This window comes from Tateyamaria sp. 7Alg 36, from assembly GCF_059882455.1.
Map to the genome: position 1 here is coordinate 263,692 of NZ_CM187613.1, position 17,949 is coordinate 281,640.

Sequence of the window (17,949 nt, forward strand, 5' to 3'; positions counted from 1 at the left end):
ATATTGTAATGAGTACAATTTGGACGCCAGAGGTGCTGGACGGCACCGTCGCCAAGTACAAAGCGGTAATGCAATTGATCCGCGAACGGATTGCGGACCGGACCCTAGATGCTGGGGACAAGCTGCCGCCGGTACGTGATCTTGCATGGTCGCTCGGCATTACGCCGGGTACTGTGGCGCGCGCCTATACGCTGCTGACCGATGACGGCACCCTCAAGGCCGAGGTGGGGCGCGGCACCTTTGTTGCCAAGCCGGATGTGAAAACGCCGCTGCTGGTCGAGGTGCCGATCGAAGAAGACTCCGCCACCCATAACGCCGAATACCAGACTCGTCAGGTCAACCTGTTCTCGCCGCATTTACCATCGGTCGGGCAAGCGGGGCTGATCCGCAAGTTGCTGGCCGAAGTGGCACAGGATCCGCCCTCGGGCATGATGCACTATCCGACGCGGGCAGGGGCGCGGGCGGCGCGGGTTGCAGCGGCAGAGTGGCTGGAATCGACCGCGCTCGGTTCCGTGACCGAGGGGGATATCCAGCTGTCCCATGGCGGACAGAACGCGATCCTGTTGATCTTGCAGGCGTTGTTGCGCGGGCGGCGCCCGGCCATTCTGGTCGAGGAACTCGCCTATCCGGGGTTCCGCCGTGCTGCCGAGTTGTTGCGCGCCGATGTGATCCCCGTGGCGATGGACCGCGATGGCGTGCTGCCCGATGCGCTGGAACACGCGATCAAGGCCCATGACGCGCAGGTGTTCTGCACATCGCCCGAGGTGCACAATCCCACCTGCGGCTTTACCCCAGAAACGCGCCGTGTCGCGGTGGCCGAGGTGATCCGCCGCCATGATCTGCAAATCCTCGAAGACGACTGTTACCGCCTTGGCGCGGCGCAGGCGCCCAGCTACCGGATGCTCGCCCCCGAACGCAGCTGGTACATCTCTTCCATCTCGAAATCGGTCACGCCTGCCTTGCGCTTTGGCATTGCGGTCGCGCCCAAGGGGCGGTCGGCGCTGCTTCGGCGTACGGCAGAATATTCCTTTTTCGGGCTGGCCACACCGCTGACCGATCTGGCGGCGAAACTGCTGGTCCATCCCGATCTGCCCGACCTCATGGCCAAGGCACGCGAGGGGATCGGCACCTATGTGCACAGCGCGGTGAATGTGTTGGGCGGCTATGACCTGACATGGCGCACTGATGTGCCGTTCCTGTGGCTGCGCCTGCCCGAAGGGTGGCGCGCCGGTGCATTCGTGCAGGCGGCAGAGGCGAAAGGCGTGCGCATCCGCGCCGCCGAGGAATATGCGGGCCGCGATTCCCGTGCGCCCCACGCGGTGCGTTTCGCGGTGAATGCAGGGGTCGGGCTGGCCAGTTTCGAAAACGCGGTGATGCGTTTGCGCGACCTGCTGGACAACCCGCCCGAGTCAATCAGCGTCTAGAAGATGCCCGTGGCGCCCCACACCAGCCCGATGGCCACGGTGAGGGCGGACAAAAGCGCGGCATATCCCGCCAGTTTCCAGTTCGAGAACGGGCGCATCCCATAGGTGCGCCCCTGAATACCGCAGACGACAACCCGCATCGGCGTGCCCTTGTACTGGTAGTGCAAAATCCAGACCGGCAGCAGGATGCGGCGGTAATGGATTCCGGTTGTGTCGGTGCGATAGCCGATATCGTGCACCGCGCGTTTCGCGATCTTTTGCCGGATGTGGTTGCGGATCAGCAACCTCTTGTCGTCCTCGTTCGCCTCCAGCCCCTCGGCCACGGTCTGGTGGTGGCGTTCGGCGGCAAAGCCGGACAGGTAGCCCGCGCGATAGGGGCGCAGACGCTCGGGGTCGAAGTCGTGCAGGATGCCGTCACGGATCAGGGGCGTCACATGGTGCGATGCGGGCGCAAGCATATCGTCAAAGCTGATCCGCATATGACCTTTCACCTTCTTCACAATGCTCCGCTTGTTGCGGCGCACCGTGTATTTGGCCCAATAGTTCACCGCCTCTTCGCTGTCGAAGGTCCAGAACGGCACATAGATGCCCGCCACGCGCCCCCGCGCCACAATCCCCGCAAGATCCGAGGGCGCGGCCAGCCGTTTGCCCACCCAGTTCAGGGCAAAGCGTTGCGCGTCGCGTTCGGGAATGCGGAACGGGATCAGCGCCATCGGGTCATAGGCGTTGTCCGACGCGGCGGCCACCACCGGCCCGTCGCAATAGGCGCAGCGCGTGCTGAGGGATTTGGCGACCAGCGTCACCGTGCCGCCGCAAGTCTCGCAGCGGTGCACACGGTCGTTGAAGGTCGATGTCTCCTCGGGTGCGGGCGTGTCGGGATCATAGGGAAACTCGGCCCGCGCCTGCGCGTCGTCGTCTCCCTCAAGCCGCTGGACGTTGCCGCAACTGTCACAGCACAGCGCCTGCTGCGCCGGATCATAAAGGCACTGACCAGCGCAAGAGGGGCACTGCAACTCGGACTGAATGGCGCTGGCGTCGATCAATTGTCCGACTCCGCAATGGCGGCGGCGATTTCCAAAAGGATGCGCAGCCGGTTCCAAGACCGCGCCACCGCGCCGTCAAGGTCGCCCGTCATCCCCCAATCCCCGACGATAGTGGCCACAAACCACGTGGCCAGCAGCCAGAAGGCAATCATCGACCAGCCCGAAATGCTGCGCAGGAAACCGGTCGAGCCGCGGCGCAATTCGTGCTTGGCCTCGTAAACCACGATCAACTTGCGCACCGCGCCCATGCCGATGGCCGTCGACAGGGCAATCAGCGCCAGCGTGGCGAGGGCAGGGGGGATCATGGTGCCAAGGGTCGGGATGATAAGGGCAAAGGTCATTCAAATCGTGGTAAAACAGGTCTGTTCATGGCATGTGGTCCCACCTGAGGGACATGCAGGTCAAGATGCAAGGGCAGAACAGTTCGGAATTGTGGGGTATTATAATACCTTAATTTCAAGCCGCTGATTTTGAACGATTTATTCTTGATCAAGCCCGTTGACCTGCATTTGAGACCCGCCTATACCCGCCCAATCCGAAATTCGAGCCCCCTAAGGGATGCGACACATGAAAACCTATACCGCGACACCTGCGGACATCGACAAGAAATGGATCATCATCGACGCCGAAGGCATCGTGCTGGGCCGTCTTGCCTCGATCGTCGCCATGCGCCTGCGTGGCAAGCACAAGCCGTCTTTCACTCCTCACATGGATTGTGGTGACAACGTCATCATCATCAATGCCGAGAAGGTCCAGATGACGGGCAACAAGCGCCAAGAGCACTTCTACTGGCACACCGGCCACCCCGGCGGGATCAAGAGCCGCACCAAGGAGCAAATCCTTGAGGGCGCGCACCCCGAGCGCGTTGTGGTCCAAGCGGTCAAGCGTATGCTGCCCGGCAACAAGCTGAGCCGTCAGATTATGACCAACCTGCGCGTCTATGCAGGCGGTGATCACCCCCACGAGGCGCAAAGCCCCGAAGTTCTCGACCTTAAGGCGATGAACAAGAAAAACACGCGGAGCGCATGAGTATGTCCGACGAAATCAACACACTCGAAGACCTGCAAGCTGTGGCTGGCGACGCCGCCCCCGCTGCTGTTGAAACCATCTCGCGCGAACCTGTCCGTGACGAACTGGGCCGCGCCTATGCCACTGGCAAACGTAAAGATGCGGTTGCCCGCGTCTGGATCAAACCCGGTTCGGGCAAGGTCACTGTCAACGGCAAAGAGATGAACACCTATTTTGCCCGCCCCGTGCTGCAAATGATTCTGGCACAGCCGTTCACGGTTGCCGGTGTCGAAGGCCAGTTCGACGTGGTTGCCACCGTCAAGGGCGGCGGTCTGTCCGGTCAAGCCGGTGCGGTCAAGCACGGCGTGTCCAAGGCGCTGCAACTCTACGATCCGTCCTTGCGTGGCGCATTGAAAGCCGCAGGCTTCCTGACCCGCGACAGCCGCGTTGTGGAACGTAAGAAATACGGTAAAGCCAAAGCGCGTAAGAGCTTCCAGTTCTCCAAGCGTTAAGCTGCACACCATATCCATGCAAAAGGCCGCCCAGAACACGGGCGGCCTTTTCGCGTTTCTGGGGCCGTCGACTGGGCGCGGGAACACGCGCGCAATTTCCGGGCGGGCGCGGGCAGGTAGTGCTTCGGCTTTGCGCCACAGCGTGCTAGCAATTCAGGGCGTTGAGATTAAAGACTGTTTTCGGAGATGACCTTTGCCACAACTGACGGCGCAGCAATCGGATTTCCTGACATCTTTCCTTGGTACCCCGCCGGTCCCGCCTGACGACGGCGCGCCGCGTGTTGTGCCCGTAACACCAGAGGAAAACGCGCGACTAGCAGCGTTGAGCGCGGAAGAGCTTGCCACGACCAAGCTGACCCAGTGCGACGTCAAAGACTTGTTCAAACACGACTATATGCAGGGCCTCAGAACCGCCGAGTTCAGGGGCGAGGGCGATCCCAAGCTGAAGGATCTGATGCGCGTCATCGTCAAAGGCGTTGCGGGCGCGGAATGTACCCAAACCATGATCGGACTGGCGGGCATTGTCGGCATCCCGCCCACTGCCGAACGTCTTGAGGTGGATTACGAACGTTTTCTCGTGGTGCGCAAACAGCAAGAGGCGATTGGCAAGGATTGCGAAGAGGTGCCGCCGCTGGACGAGGACAAGCATCCGGACTTCATGGCCTCGCGCGGGCAGTTGATGTTCGGCAAGGTGCTGGGCGATGCGTTCGGCATCCACGAGGTCTTTGCCTCGCTGCTTAGTCCGACGGGCGGGCTGGTCGGGCCGGGGAATAAGTTCGCAGGGCCGATTGACGCGTTCCACCTGTCTGCGGACAACCCGATCGCGCTGCACGGCACCGTGCATGACGCGGCGGGCTATATGCTGAACTATCACGAAGAGGGGCCCGGCTATAACTACCGCGACAGTTGGGTCGAACCGTTCGGCACGAACAACCCGCTGGCCGGTCAGATCAGCGGCATCGCCTATTGGACCGCGCAGGCAGGGCCGGAATATGTGGTCACACGCGTCGATGCGGCCGTGATCGAAGTCGAAAAGGCGCTGAAATCCGTGCGCGACGCAGTCACCGGCGTGATCGACAACATGCTCGCCGAATTCCTGTCCAAAGCCGGTCAGGGCGACAACGTGATTGAGGCGGGCGACAAGGAACTGGATGTGGCCGAAGCCATCGCAGATGCGGCCAACAAGGCCAAGGACGCCACGACCGAAGCCTACGATACGGCCAGCGACGCTGTGACCGACACGCTGTCCGAAGAGGCAGGCAAAAAGATGGACGCCATGTCCAAGTTTATCTGGAGACGATGAATGGCCGGAATTGAGATGCATGCCTGCGAACTGGCCTATGCGATGGCCTATGCCAAAGTCGACGAGATCATCGGCTGGGGCAAAGCGCCGTTCGAACCATCGGACGCCTATGCCAACGATCCGGCGGGCTTGTACGCCGAGGGCGAGCGCCGCTTGCGCGCAGCGGGCCGTCTGACCGGTACACCGGAGGCGGGGCTGGATTTCACGCCCGAGGTGACGGCGGACATCCTGACACTGGTCGATCCCAATGTGGTGCTGATGGCCGAACGCAAGGATGGCGCGGGCGTGCGCAAATTGACGGTGCATGCGACAGGCGCGCGGTTTGTGGGGCTGATCCGCGGGGCGGACGGGCTGTTTGTCCTTACGCGCTATGCCGATCTGACCGCAGCCGCCGGTGCCTGCGCCGGATTTCTGGGGGCAAGCTTTGCACGTCTTGAGACCGAGGCGCGGGTGGATACCACGCATAAGGTACTGGAAACGCTGTTCAATGCCGCCGAGGCGCGCCCGGTTGACGTGGTTGCGGCCCTGACTAAACTGGGGCTGGAGGATGGCGCGGCGCAATCGGCCATGCAGGCGCTGTCGGCCCCTGCCAAGGCGGGTGTGCTCAACGTGTTTTACTGCGCCATGAACGCCGTGCAGGATGTTGAGCCTATCAGCGTCATGACCAACGAGGCGGACGAGACATGGCTGTTGTTCCCCCCTGCAAGCCTTGAGGGGCCGATGGTGCTTGAGCGTAGTTCGGTAGCCGCGCTGACGGCGCGCGTGGCAGTGGGGATCACGGCGCGCATGACCACGCCCGACTAAGGCGGCTCAGCTGTCCGGCGCAATCAGGCCCAGACCGCGCAGATAGATGCCGATACCGGTTTCCAGCAGATCCTCGGGCGGGAAGGGCGACGCCCGCCCGGGTGAATTGCGCGCAAACAGTTCCACGACACCATGGCTCATCGCCCAGATATGGGCCGAGAACATGGAGGCGGGCGGGCGTTTGTCTTCGGGAATATGCTGGCTCAGATCGCCTGCGGCGCGTTCCAGCACCCCGTTGGCGCGGTTTGCCACCTCGGCCAGTTCCGGCGTGCGGTTGACGGAAATGCCGCTTTCGAACATCGCGATATAGTGGCCCGGAAAGCGGCGGGCAAAGGCAAGATAGGCGCGGCCCGTTGCCTCGAACGCCGCCAGTGCGGATGGCTGACCGGATTGATACGCGTGCTCCATCAGGTCGGCAAAGATGCCATAGCCTTGGCGCGCGCATTCCGCGATTAGATCCTCGCGCCCCTCGTAATGACGGTACACGGCGGCAGGGGTGACACCCGCCTGCTTGGCCGCCTCGGACAGGGTAAAGCCTGTGGGGCCCTTATCCTCGATCAGGACAAGCGCGGCTTCGATCAGCGCCTGCCGCAGGTTGCCGTGGTGATAGCCCCGTTTAGGCATCCCAGATGTCCGGCCCGCCACAGATATCCGTGTCGATCTTGCCAATCGCCTTGGGGTCTTTGTTTGTATAATCCAGCCCGTGCAGCACAGTGCGGATCGCGTTCAGACGGGCGCGTTTCTTGTCATCCGAGCGCACGATGGTCCATGGCGCGTGGGCGGTATGGGTGGTGGCAAGCGTCTCGCGGATCGCGTCGCTATAGGCGTCCCATTTCTGCAAGCCTTCCACGTCGATCCAGCTGAGTTTCCATTGCTTCAGCGGATCGCGTTCACGAGCCATGATGCGGCGCAATTGTTCGGCGCGCCCCACATTCAGCCAGAACTTGAACACATGGATACCGTCATCGACCAGCATCTGTTCGAACGGGTTCACTTGGGCAAAGAAATGCGTGCGTTCCTCGGGCGTGCAAAAGCCGAAAACATGTTCGACCACGCCGCGATTGTACCAGCTGCGGTCGAACAGGGCGATCTGGCCGCCTGCGGGCAACTGCCGGATATAGCGCTGGAAATACCACTCGGTGCTTTCGGTCTCGGTCGGTTTGGGCAGGGCCACAACGCGCGCGCCACGCGGGTTCAGGTTCTCGCGGAAGCGCTTGATTGTGCCGCCTTTGCCGGCGGCATCGCGCCCTTCGAACACGCAAGCAATCCGCGCGCCGGTCTCGTTCACCCATGCCTGCATCTTGACCAGTTCGATCTGCAACGCCTCCATGTCGCGGTCATACTGCTTGCCCTTCATGCGTTCGTCATGGGGATAGCTGTCGGAGAGGATGTCATCCTTGTCCGCACGCTTGATCGCGTTGCGGATGTCGGCAGGGGCTTCGTTCTCGAAAAAAGCCGTGATCGCGCCGTCAAAGGGGAGGGTCATAGGGATTTCCAAGTTACTGCTGTTAACATCCTATATGGGGGAGGATGCGGATCAACGCAATTGCGCGCGCTGTGACACGCGGTCGATGGCGTCGATCACGGCCTGCGGGGCGGCGTGCTGGGGCATGTGTCCGATGCCGTCCAGCAGGGTGACATTCGCGCCTTCGATCTGGTCGGGCAGCTTCAACGAGTGCACCGTGGCGGGCACGATGGTGTCGGCGGTGCCGTGCACGACCTCGACCGGCATCTTGATCGTGCCGTATTGTTCCGACATCTCGACCACATAGGGGCGCAGCCAGTTCACCTGACGGGCGTTGGCGCGCATCGTGTTGCGGCGCAGGGAAAGTTCGGGGCCGATATGGTCAAGATAGCCCTCGGGGGCGCTTTGCGGCTCGAAAATGCTGGCCACGGCGTTGTCGATATAGGTTTGCGGCACAAAGGCCGACAGCACAGGCACCACCAGTGCGCCCCCCCAAGCCGAGCCATTCACCGTATAGGTCCAGCCCAGATCACCGGGCCACGGGTTGGCGACGCCTGCAATCGACACGATTCCGGCCGTGTCGGGAAATTCAAGGGCCCAAGCGAAGGCGACGATCCCGCCAAAGGAATGGCCTGCCACGATGGGCGTATTCACACCCAGTTGGGTGGCCGCCGCGTGCAACAGGCGCGCCTGCTGGCGCGGGCTGGCATGTTTGGTGGAAAAGGCGCGTTTGTGCGACGGGTCGATCTGTTCGCTCCACCCCAGTCCGGGACGGTCAAGCAGGGTGATCCGGTAGCGGTCCTTAAGCATGTCGGCAAAGGCGAAGGTGAAATCGCGCGTGTTGCCGGACGCGCCGTGCAGCAGCACCAGATCGGGGCCTTGCCCCATCTGCAGCGCATGCACCCGCACACCGTCCACATCCAGAAACTGGCCCGCAGGGGGGTAATGTTCGGCGGCGTGACGTTCGCGTTTATAGGCAAACAGCTGGACCAGTCCCACGCAGACAAGCGCAAGGCACAGGATCACAAGCAACGTGGTTTTCATCTTCTATCCCCGCAGGTCGGTCCGGTCCTGTCCGATCCGGTCCATCTCGTATGGGGTAGTCAGATAAATCTCGGAAAGCCAGTTTCCATAGAGAAGATGCGCATGGCCGCGCCAGCGGTTTAGCGGGCGCTGTGTGGGGTCGTTGTCGGGGAAATAGCCCACAGGCAGCGCGATCTTGGCCCCTTGCACCTGCACGCTGGCCAGATCGCGGTCATATTCCTGTTTCAGCGTGTCGCTGTCATATTCGAAATGGTTCAGGATATAGAGCGCGCGATGATCCGGATCCTCGATCAGACAGGGGCCGGTCACGTCCGAGCCGAGCAGAACAGGCAGGCCCGCCGCCTCGACCTCGTCGCGGCGCACTTCGGTCCAGCGGCTGACAGGCACCACGCAATCATCCGAAAAACCGCGGAGATAGGGCGAGGCAGGGGCCAGATTGCTGTGGCGGTAGGTGCCGAACAGCTTTTCGGAGAGCAGATGTTTGGGCACGCCATGGAAATGGTGCAGCATCGCCATGCCGCCCCAGCACACGCCAAAGGTGGAGTGCACATTGGTTTGCGTCCAGTCCATCACGGTCTTGAGTTCGTCCCAGTAACTCACATCCTCGAAATCCAGATGTTCGATGGGCGCGCCGGTGATGATCAAACCGTCGAACTTTTCGTCCATCACCTCGGAAAACGGGCGATAGAAGCTTTCCATATGTTCGGCGGCGGTGTTCTTGGTCGTGTGGTCGGACATGCGGATCAGCGACAGTTCGATCTGCAAGGGCGTTGCCCCGATCAGGCGGGCGAACTGCGTCTCGGTCTGGATCTTTTTCGGCATCAGGTTCAGCAGACCGATTTTCAGCGGGCGGATGTCCTGATGGGCGGCCAGTTCCTCGTCCATCACCATCACGCCCTCTTTGGTGAGGGTGGCATAGGCGGGCAGGGTGCTGGGCAATTTGATCGGCATGTGCGTCTTTCCGGTCGCGCGGCCCGTTGCGAGCCGTCGCATGTGCATATTTGAAGAACAATGATGCGTTAGGGTGTGTCAGATAGCCTTAGGGGGTGCGTCTCTCAAGGGCGGTGGCGATAAGATCTATGAAATCGCTTTCGTTACCGAGGGCAGCGACCTCGTCAGCGGTGACGGTCACGCCCCAGCGGGACATGGCCTGATAGCGCGGCTGGCGGTGGGCAAGGGCGCGCGCATAGGTCCAGCGCACGAAGGCGTCGGGGTCGACGTCTGCATCGCTTTGGCCGGTTTCGGCAAGGTATTGCGACCAGCAGTCGAGCAGGAATTGCGGCTGGTAGGCCATGGGTTTGGGCGCTTTGTCAAAGCGGGCGATGAGTTTCTGGGTGTGGGCGTCGCTGCCCTTGATCCAGATTGGCAGGCAGGTGGCCGACAGGTCCGACATCAGAGGGTCTGTGTCGTCTTCGGCATCGACCCATTCGCAGATCGACCCGCCTGTGTCGCAGATGAAATGCGGATAGCCATAGAGGCGCTGTGCGCGGTCCGCGAAATGGGCGGTGTCGCGCAGGGCGGCGAGTTCGGATTGGCGGAACTGTTCCTGACGGCGGCGGTATTCATCAATCGGCACGCCGCCGCGTTCCGGATCGCCCGGCTTGCCGAGATAGGTCGAGACCGGCGTGAGGTTGTCGAAAGTGATGTTGGAGCCGATATAGATGCTGTCGGACATGAGAAGTTCGCGCAGAAACGGCACTTTCATCGCCTCGGCCTTGGCATTGTCGGCGATCAGTTCGCCCATATAGCGCGTGCCGATCCGGTAATCGATCGAGTAGTGGAACCAGTGGCCAGACCCGCGCAGCAGGGTGGACATGTGGGTTTTTCCCAGTCCGGACATGCCATAGACGAGAACCCGTTTTTGTGCGGCTTTGCGCCAGTCGCTGGCGTCGCGGTAAAGCATCCCGTTGGGTCCTGTCATTGCGTGGTCTTTGGGGCGAAGTCGCGTTGGGCGAAATCCTGAGGGGTTTCCTAGCCTTGGCGGCGGTTCCGGTCAACGCTTGGGCCGCAGGGCGCGCCATATCCGTCCGTCGAGGATCGCCAGACCGAGGGCCAGCAGGGCAAATCCGGCGAACGCATTGGGGGCGAGTGCCTCACTACGCACCAGCGCGCCGAGTGTGATGGCGACGGGCGCGATCAGCAGGGTAACGAGCATCAGATTGCCCGATCCGGCCATCGCCAGCACGCGGTAATAAAGGAGATAAGCCCCTGCCGTGGCCACGATTGCGTAGTAGGCGATGGCGGCGATTGTCGTGCCCTGCAAATCGAAGCTGATCGGACCGTCAACGTGCCACGCCAGTGGAACCGCAACCAGTGTCGCCCCCGTCAGCATACCCGCCGCCGCCACCTGTGGGGCCAGCCCGCCAAGAAAGCGGCGCGCCCAGACACCAGCAAGCGCGTAGGACAGCGTGCCCGCGATGATCGCCAACTGTGCGAGGCTGCGCAGATCAAAGCTGCGCACCTTGTCGAGGCCGATGGCCGTTGCGACACCGATAAAGCCCACGGTGACGCCGATGCTTTTGCGCCATGTCATACGCTCATCAGCGAGGAACAGGGCGGCAGCGATGACACCGAAGACGGCTGTGGAGGCGTTGAGGATCGAGGTCAGGCCGGTTTCCGCATAAAGCTGCCCCCATGCCATCAACGCGAAGGGGATCACGTTGTTAAGCACCCCCATTCCCAGAAAGGCCAGCCAGATGCGGGGATCGCGTGGCACGGGCAGGCGCATCAGCGCGACGACGCCCCACAGCACGATCATCGCCCAGAAGGTGCGATGCGCCACCGAGGTCAGGGGCGATATTTCATCCAGCGCCGTGCGGATCGCGAGAAAGGAGCCGCCCCAGATGGTGGCCAGCAGGATCATCTCGGCCCATGCACGGCTGGACATGGTTTTCTGCATCAGGGTCGTATCGGTCATGGGAAAACCAATGGCAGGGCGGGCAGGGGCGTGCCACCCGTTTGTTGCGCAAACGAAAAACCCCGCCCAGTTGAGGGGGCGGGGTTCATGTCAGGTGCTAAAGGCTGCGGGATCAGAAAGTGATCGCGACCTTGAAGCCAATTGCGACCGAGGAGTTGCCCGAGAAGGATGCAACCGGCTGGCCGCCCACTTCGGGACGCGCGTCGCCCAGCTTGGAGTAGTTGATGCCGCCCGAGACAACGATGTTGTCCTTGGCATAGCGACCGCCCAGCGAGATGCCGATCAGCCCGTCGGTCGGCCCCAGTGGCGACACGAGGTCGTCATCGCCCTTGGGCTCGTAAGACAGGATGAGCGAGCCGGAGAACGTGTCGGAGAAGCGGCGACCGACACCCAGCGTGAAACGCTGTGCATCGTCGAGGTTCACCAGATCGGAACCAAGCGCCGTTGGCACAACGTCGGTGGCCGAGTATTCCGCCCAGCGGTAGCTGGCCAGAAGCAGCGTGTCTTTCGCGATACCGGTCTGGAAGTCGACGTTGATCGCTTGTGGGGTCACGTAGGTGACCGATCCGGGCACGGCGTTGCCAAGGATCTGTTCGGTGGTCGAGGATGTGTGCTCGATCTCGGAATGGTAGGTTACGGCCAGACGCAGCGCGATGTCGGGGATTTCGTAAGCGGCACCGAGGATCCAGCCATAATCGCTGGAGGCATCCATGTTGAACGCATAGCCGCCATCGGCGTCAAACTGTGTTTGCAGACCGGCCACCTGTGCGCCGAGTGCAGCAGTTGTTCCTGCGCCATAGGTGCCGTCGATTGCGGCGGCTGCGGGACCGGCCACAGCGGGGTTCGGGTTGGCTGCCGCGCCCAGAAGGGCGGTGCTCAGCGGTGGGGCGCCTGTGGGCAGACCGGCGTTGAACACGCGGACCACACCTGCCGCCGGAATGGCGGTGCGATAGGCCAGACCGTTCAGGTTCACGCTGGCGCGCACGGTCTGGGCCTTGAGCCCGCCATAGACGCTGACGCGTGGGGTGAACTGGTATTTGCCCAGCAGCGAATATGCCTCGCTCGACAGGTCGGCCGCAGTGCCACCTAGCGTGCTGGCAAACGGGTTGGTGCCATAGCGGACGTCGACGCCGTAAGGCTGGTCGGCGCTGAAGCCGAAGGAGAACTTGTCGTTCAAGTCCATCTTGTAGGCCAGAACGGCGCTTTGGTAGGATTGGGCGACGTCATACTGCGCCCCCAGTGCATCCGTCCCTGTGACGCTCGGTTTAACGGTGGCGATCGAAAAGCTCAGAGTTTCGGACTCGTCGAACATGAAAGTCGTCGGTTGACCGGAGCGGTCGAGACCAGCCGCATGTGCGGTTGGTGCGACGACAACGGCCAGAGCCGCGGCAAGCGCGCGATTGTACATTTTTCTTCCTCCCAGAATGCGCGGTCGGAAATGAGTAACGCCCGCGCCTTGGGGTTAAATAAGCGACTTTCAAGGGGCATGCGTCAATATTGACCCTAGGGCATCTGAAATCATGTGACGGAGCGTCACTGTTTTGTGACTTTGGTGTCACAGGCGGATTTGTGCCTGTGGGGTCGGGGGGCGATCTGCGACCACATTTGGCCGTCAGCCGTTTTGGGGCCGTTCGGGTCAGGTACCCGCGCGACGTCGCGTTTCGGTCCAGATATTGAGGTAATTGCCTGCGAAAATCACCAGCGCGCCGACAAAGACCCAGATGTCCACAACCTCGCCATAGGCGAGCATTCCCACCACAGCGATAGTGGGCAGGCGGATAAAGTCGATGGGCACCACGACGGTCGCGGGCGCGATGGACAGGGCGTTGGTCAGGCAGAAATGCGCCATCAGTCCGGCACAGCCGATCAGAAAGATCCACGGGCCGGTATGCAGGTCGGGCAGGGTGATATCGCCGTCATATCCCGCCATGATCAGCCCCATCACCAGTTGCATCGTTGTCAGCCAGAACAGGATCGAGGTGATTCCCTCGGACCGCGTCAGGCGTTTGGTCAGCATGATGGTCAGGGCAAAGAAGATGGCGCAGGACGCAGCACTGATAACCCCCGCGTTCAATCCGGCCATGTCGGGCCGTGCCACGATCAGGATACCGGCAAAGCCCATCAGGGCGGCAACGCCGCGCACCAGCGTCAGCCGTTCGCCAAGGATCAGGGGCGACAGTACGATGACCCAAATGGGCGAGGTGAATTCGAGCGCGAAGACCTGTGCCAGCGGAATCACCGTGACCGCATAAAACCACAGGTTTTGCCCCGTGAAATGCGCCACGTTGCGGAACAGGTGGGTGGATAGGCGTTCGGTTTTGATCTGCCGCCACGCGCCCGTCAGTCCGGCCAGCAGGCAGACGATCAGCACGCCGACCACACTGCGATACATCATGATCTCGAACGTATCGAGGCGATAGGCAACCTCGCGCCCCGCCACGGCCATCAAGGAGAACGAACCGATGGAGCCTGACATCCACAGCGCGGCCTTCAGAATATCCGCGCCTGTGGCGGGGGTGGCGTCGGCAGTGTGTGACATGAGGCGTTCCTGAACTTGACGGCGGCGCGGATGTGGCGCCCGTGGCGCGACATTGGCGCGTGCGACGCTAAACCGCAACACATGGCGCGCGCGGAAAGCTGCAAGCGCCAAACGCAAAACGCGCCGAAGGGTGAGACCGGCGCGTTTGGTTACTGCTGTGCGGTGTCGGCCCTTGGGGCTGCGCAGATCATTCCCACTCGATGGTGCCCGGAGGTTTCGAGGTAATGTCGTAGGTCACGCGGTTGATACCGGCCACTTCGTTGATGATCCGCGTCGCGGTCTCGCCAAGGAATTCGTGGGTGAAGGGATAATAATCCGCCGTCATCCCGTCTACGGATGTCACCGCGCGCAGGGCACAGGCGTAATCATAGGTGCGCCCGTCGCCCATCACACCAACGGTGCGCACGGGCAGGATCGCTACGAAGGCCTGCCAGATATCGTCATAGAGACCGTGCTTGCGAATCTGGTCGATATAGACCGCGTCCGCTTCGCGCAGGATTTCCAGCTTGGCGCGCGTGATCTCTCCGGGGCAGCGGATGGCAAGGCCGGGACCGGGGAAGGGGTGGCGTCCGATAAAGCTGGCGGGCAGGCCCAGTTCGTGACCCAAGGCGCGGACCTCGTCCTTGAACAACTCGCGCAGCGGTTCGACCAGTTTCAGACCCATCTTTTCAGGCAGGCCGCCCACATTGTGGTGCGATTTGATCGTGACCGACGGGCCGCCCGAGAAGGAGACCGATTCGATCACGTCGGGATAAAGTGTGCCTTGGGCAAGGAACTCTGCGCCTTCGATCTCGTCGGCGTATTTCTGGAAGACGTCGATGAACAAACGGCCAATGATTTTGCGTTTGGTTTCAGGATCGCTCACGCCGTCGAGTTCGCCAAGAAACAGGTCCGCTTCGTCCGCGTGGATCACCGACAGGTTCATGTGGTCGCGGAACATGCCGACGACCTCTTCGGCCTCGTTCTTGCGCAGCAGGCCGTGATCGACAAAGACGCAGGTAAGCTGATCGCCAATTGCCTCGTGCAGCAGTGCCGCCGCGACCGAACTGTCGACGCCGCCGGACAGGGCGCAGATCACCTTCTTGTCGCCGACCTGATCTCGCAGTTTCTGGATCGCTTCCTCGCGGTAGGCACCCATGGTCCAATCGCCGGTGAAACCTGCGATTTTCACAAAGTTTTCAAACAGTTTGGCCCCTTGAGGGGTGTGGTGCACCTCGGGGTGGAACTGCACCGCGTAGAACTTGCGTTCTGTGTCCGCCGTGATGGCAAAAGGCGCATTGGGTGAGGTGCCGTACACTTCGAAACCGGGGGCGAGTTTGGCGACGTGGTCGCCGTGGCTCATCCAGACCTGTTCGGGGCCGGTGGCGAACCAGCCGTCCAGCAGATCAAGCGGCCCTGCAGGGGTCACGAAAGCGCGCCCGAATTCGGCTGTGCCGCCGCCGCCGGAAATCTTGCCGCCATGCACCATGCCGCCCAGTTGCTGCATCATGACCTGCTGGCCATAGCAGATGCCAAGGATCGGCAGGCCGAGGTCGAACAGACCTTCGGGCACCCTTGGCGATCCTTCGCGTGTCACGCTGTCGGGGCCACCGGACAGGATCACCGCACGCGGGTCCATGTCGGTGACAAAGTCGAGCGTCACGTTTTGGTAGGGGTGGATTTCGCAATAGACATCCAGTTCGCGCAGGCGGCGCGCGATAAGCTGCGTCACCTGGCTGCCGAAGTCGATGATGAGGAGGCGGTCGTGGTTCAGGTCTGTCATGAACGTGCAATATGCGCGCCGCGTGCCAGAGGCAAGCGTCGGACGGGGGCCAGCCCCCGAACCCCCGGGATTTTTTGGAACAGAGAAGGTTCTATGTCGCTTTTTTCCCATGTGGGGCGCTTATTGCGCACCTGTGCGGGCGCAATCGGGTAATCAGCCTTACGCAAGTTAGAAGTTTAAGGGGACGAGCCATGGCCGACGCAACCGCACCGACAAGACGGGCCCGTGGTGGAGGCGGCGCGGCGCGTCGGGCTGCGCGCACGGCCGTTTCTTTTGAAACAGCGCGCTATATCGAGCGCAATATCCCGAATTACGAGGTTCTGACCGAAGAGGCGCTGGAGCTGATCGAGCACAATGCCGAGGTGATTCTGGAAGAGATCGGCGTGAACTTTCCCGACAATCCGGCGGCGTTAAAACGCTGGGCCGATGCGGGCGCAGATATCGAGGGCGAGCGGGTGCGTATTCCACGCGGTCTGGCGCGCAAACTGTGTGCCACGGCCCCGTCAAGCTATACCCAGCATGCGCGCAATCCGGAGCGCAATGTGGTTGTGGGTGGCAATAACCTTGTGTTGGCCCCTGTCTACGGGCCGCCCTTTGTGCGCGATGCCGATGGCGGTCGCCGCTATGCCACGATGGAGGATTTCCGCAATTTCGTTAAGCTCGGCTATATGTCCAAGTGGCTGCACCATTCGGGCGGTACGGTTTGCGAGCCGACAGATATTGCGGTGAACAAGCGCCATCTGGACATGCTGCACGCGCATATGACCCTGTCGGACAAGCCCTATATGGGGTCGGTGACCGAGCCGTCGCGGGCGCGCGATTCGGTCGAGATGTCGGAGATCCTGTTCGGCAAAGAGTTTGTCGCCGAGAACACGGTGATGACCAGCCTTATCAACATCAACTCGCCGATGACGTTTGACGACGTAATGATGGGATCGCTTGAGGTCTATGCCCAAGCCGGACAGGCCTGCATCATCTCGCCGTTTATCGTGGGCGGGGCGATGGCACCTGTGTCAGTAGCGGGTACGTTGACGCAAGTGATGGCCGAAGTTCTGGCCGGCATCGCCTATTCCCAGCTGTGCCGTGCCGGTGCGCCGGTCATCTTTGGTGCCTTTGTGACCTCGATCGACATGAATTCGGGCGCGCCTACCTTTGGCACGCCGGAAGCGGCGCACATTACTTATGGGGCAGGGCAGCTTGCGCGGCGCTTGGGCTTGCCCTTCCGGTCGGCGGGGTCGTTCTGCGGCTCGAAGCTGCCGGATGCGCAGGCGGCTTACGAGACGTCGAATTCGCTGAATATGGGGCTGCTGTCGGGGGTGAACTTTATGCTGCACGCCTGTGGCTGGCTCGAAGGCGGGCTGGTCAGTTCCTATGAGAAGTTCGTGATGGATGCGGATCAGTTGGGCACGTTGCACCATCTGGCGGCTGGGGTGCAGATCGACGAGAACGCCCAAGCCATGGATGCGATCCGCGAAGTCGGTCCGGGTGGCCACTACCTTGGATGCGCGCACACGCAGGCCAACTTCAAGGATGCGTTCTGGAAGTCGGATCTGCTGGACTACAAACCCTTTGAGACATGGGCGGATGAAGGCGCGCGGGACACGCAGGCGCTTGCAACGGCTCGGGTGGCAAAGATGCTGGGCGATTACCAGCAACCCGCCATGGACCCTGCCACGCGTGAGGCGCTGGACGCCTATGTGGCACAGAAGAAAGAGGCCGAGCCCGACAGTTTCCTGTAGGGCCGGGGCTTGGCAGGCGGTTTCAGGCGGGCGCTGGTTCTGGCGCGGTCTGGGCCGCCCGCATGATGCGGCTTTCGCCGACAATCGCGATCAGAACGTCAATGTGGCGCAGCAGGTTATAGGCTGAATCCTCGGCCAGCCGCAGTTCGTTCAACTCCCCCTCGATCTCCATCAGGCGCATCAGCGCATTGCCGTGGCGCGGCAGGTTCCCATAGCCCAGAAGGCGGGGCAGATGGGCGGTGCGGCGGTAATCCTCGGCTCCGATCCGTGCGGCGCGGATTAAAAGGCGCGGGCGGTGCAGCGCGTTCAGCATCGACAGTATATCTTGCATTTTCGGTACTCCTTTGAGGGGTGCCAGTCCGATCCCCATCGTTCTGACAGGTTCAGCA

At 61.9% G+C, this 17,949-nt stretch carries 18 protein-coding genes; 6 read left to right on the forward strand and 12 right to left on the reverse strand.

From position 1 onward, the window contains the following. The first annotated feature begins 8 nt into the window (after nt 1–8). Nucleotides 9–1,424 (forward strand): aminotransferase-like domain-containing protein, encoded by a 1,416-nt coding sequence (locus tag AC6GQJ_RS01275; protein WP_500770986.1) that lies wholly within the window; start codon nt 9–11, stop codon nt 1,422–1,424. On the opposite strand, the gene AC6GQJ_RS01280 is transcribed toward AC6GQJ_RS01275, so the two are convergent. Both AC6GQJ_RS01280 and AC6GQJ_RS01285 read right to left on the reverse strand, forming a co-directional pair. Continuing rightward, nucleotides 1,421–2,467: a hypothetical protein gene (locus tag AC6GQJ_RS01280; RefSeq protein ID WP_500770987.1), complete on the reverse strand. Its 1,047-nt coding sequence runs from the start codon at nt 2,465–2,467 to the stop codon at nt 1,421–1,423. The two genes, AC6GQJ_RS01275 and AC6GQJ_RS01280, sit on opposite strands and share 4 nt — an antisense overlap. Further along, nucleotides 2,464–2,808, reverse strand: a complete 345-nt coding sequence (locus AC6GQJ_RS01285) for a hypothetical protein (protein WP_500770989.1) — start codon at nt 2,806–2,808, stop codon at nt 2,464–2,466. Before AC6GQJ_RS01285 ends, AC6GQJ_RS01280 begins: the two co-directional genes overlap by 4 nt. A gap of 226 nt (nt 2,809–3,034) precedes the next feature. Here AC6GQJ_RS01285 and rplM point away from each other — a divergent pair, with 226 nt between their 5' ends. The 4 genes from rplM to AC6GQJ_RS01305 all read left to right on the forward strand — a co-directional run bounded on the left by rplM (nt 3,035) and on the right by AC6GQJ_RS01305 (nt 6,094). Further along, a complete protein-coding gene (gene rplM / locus AC6GQJ_RS01290) occupies nt 3,035–3,496 on the forward strand; it encodes a 50S ribosomal protein L13 (RefSeq protein WP_500770991.1) in 462 nt (153 codons plus the stop codon). 2 nt (nt 3,497–3,498) lie between these two features. Next, a complete protein-coding gene (rpsI, locus tag AC6GQJ_RS01295; protein ID WP_500773994.1) occupies nt 3,499–3,987 on the forward strand; it encodes a 30S ribosomal protein S9 in 489 nt (162 codons plus the stop codon). A 193-nt stretch (nt 3,988–4,180) separates the two neighbouring features. After that, complete coding sequence (locus AC6GQJ_RS01300; protein ID WP_500770993.1) at nt 4,181–5,290, forward strand: hypothetical protein; 1,110 nt, start codon at nt 4,181–4,183, stop codon at nt 5,288–5,290. After that, a complete protein-coding gene (locus AC6GQJ_RS01305; protein ID WP_500770995.1) occupies nt 5,291–6,094 on the forward strand; it encodes a hypothetical protein in 804 nt (267 codons plus the stop codon). 6 nt (nt 6,095–6,100) lie between these two features. Here AC6GQJ_RS01305 and AC6GQJ_RS01310 read toward each other — a convergent pair whose 3' ends face one another. The 9 genes from AC6GQJ_RS01310 to guaA form a co-directional block, all read right to left on the reverse strand. After that, a complete protein-coding gene (locus AC6GQJ_RS01310) occupies nt 6,101–6,718 on the reverse strand; it encodes a TetR/AcrR family transcriptional regulator (RefSeq protein WP_500770997.1) in 618 nt (205 codons plus the stop codon). Then, nucleotides 6,711–7,580 (reverse strand): polyphosphate kinase 2, encoded by an 870-nt coding sequence (gene ppk2, locus AC6GQJ_RS01315; protein ID WP_500770999.1) that lies wholly within the window; start codon nt 7,578–7,580, stop codon nt 6,711–6,713. Before ppk2 ends, AC6GQJ_RS01310 begins: the two co-directional genes overlap by 8 nt. Nucleotides 7,581–7,631: 51 nt before the next feature. Further along, nucleotides 7,632–8,603: an alpha/beta fold hydrolase gene (locus tag AC6GQJ_RS01320; RefSeq protein WP_500771001.1), complete on the reverse strand. Its 972-nt coding sequence runs from the start codon at nt 8,601–8,603 to the stop codon at nt 7,632–7,634. A 3-nt stretch (nt 8,604–8,606) separates the two neighbouring features. Then, on the reverse strand, nt 8,607–9,554 hold the full coding sequence (locus AC6GQJ_RS01325) for a homoserine O-succinyltransferase (protein ID WP_500771003.1): 948 nt from the start codon (nt 9,552–9,554) through the stop codon (nt 8,607–8,609). A gap of 88 nt (nt 9,555–9,642) precedes the next feature. Then, nucleotides 9,643–10,506, reverse strand: coding sequence for an ATPase (locus tag AC6GQJ_RS01330; protein WP_500773996.1), 864 nt, complete (start codon nt 10,504–10,506; stop codon nt 9,643–9,645). A gap of 90 nt (nt 10,507–10,596) precedes the next feature. Beyond that, entirely contained in the window at nt 10,597–11,520 is a 924-nt protein-coding gene (locus AC6GQJ_RS01335; protein WP_500771005.1) for a DMT family transporter, read from the reverse strand. Nucleotides 11,521–11,632: 112 nt separating this feature from the next. Further along, entirely contained in the window at nt 11,633–12,928 is a 1,296-nt protein-coding gene (locus AC6GQJ_RS01340) for an outer membrane protein transport protein (protein WP_500771007.1), read from the reverse strand. 228 nt (nt 12,929–13,156) lie between these two features. Beyond that, nucleotides 13,157–14,059: a DMT family transporter gene (locus AC6GQJ_RS01345; RefSeq protein ID WP_500771009.1), complete on the reverse strand. Its 903-nt coding sequence runs from the start codon at nt 14,057–14,059 to the stop codon at nt 13,157–13,159. 187 nt (nt 14,060–14,246) lie between these two features. Further along, complete coding sequence (gene guaA, locus AC6GQJ_RS01350) at nt 14,247–15,821, reverse strand: glutamine-hydrolyzing GMP synthase (RefSeq protein ID WP_500771011.1); 1,575 nt, start codon at nt 15,819–15,821, stop codon at nt 14,247–14,249. A 191-nt stretch (nt 15,822–16,012) separates the two neighbouring features. Here guaA and AC6GQJ_RS01355 point away from each other — a divergent pair, with 191 nt between their 5' ends. Continuing rightward, nucleotides 16,013–17,560: a trimethylamine methyltransferase family protein gene (locus tag AC6GQJ_RS01355; protein ID WP_500771013.1), complete on the forward strand. Its 1,548-nt coding sequence runs from the start codon at nt 16,013–16,015 to the stop codon at nt 17,558–17,560. A gap of 22 nt (nt 17,561–17,582) precedes the next feature. Here AC6GQJ_RS01355 and AC6GQJ_RS01360 read toward each other — a convergent pair whose 3' ends face one another. Then, nucleotides 17,583–17,891, reverse strand: a complete 309-nt coding sequence (locus AC6GQJ_RS01360) for a DUF6477 family protein (RefSeq protein WP_500771015.1) — start codon at nt 17,889–17,891, stop codon at nt 17,583–17,585. Nucleotides 17,892–17,949: the final 58 nt, after the last annotated feature.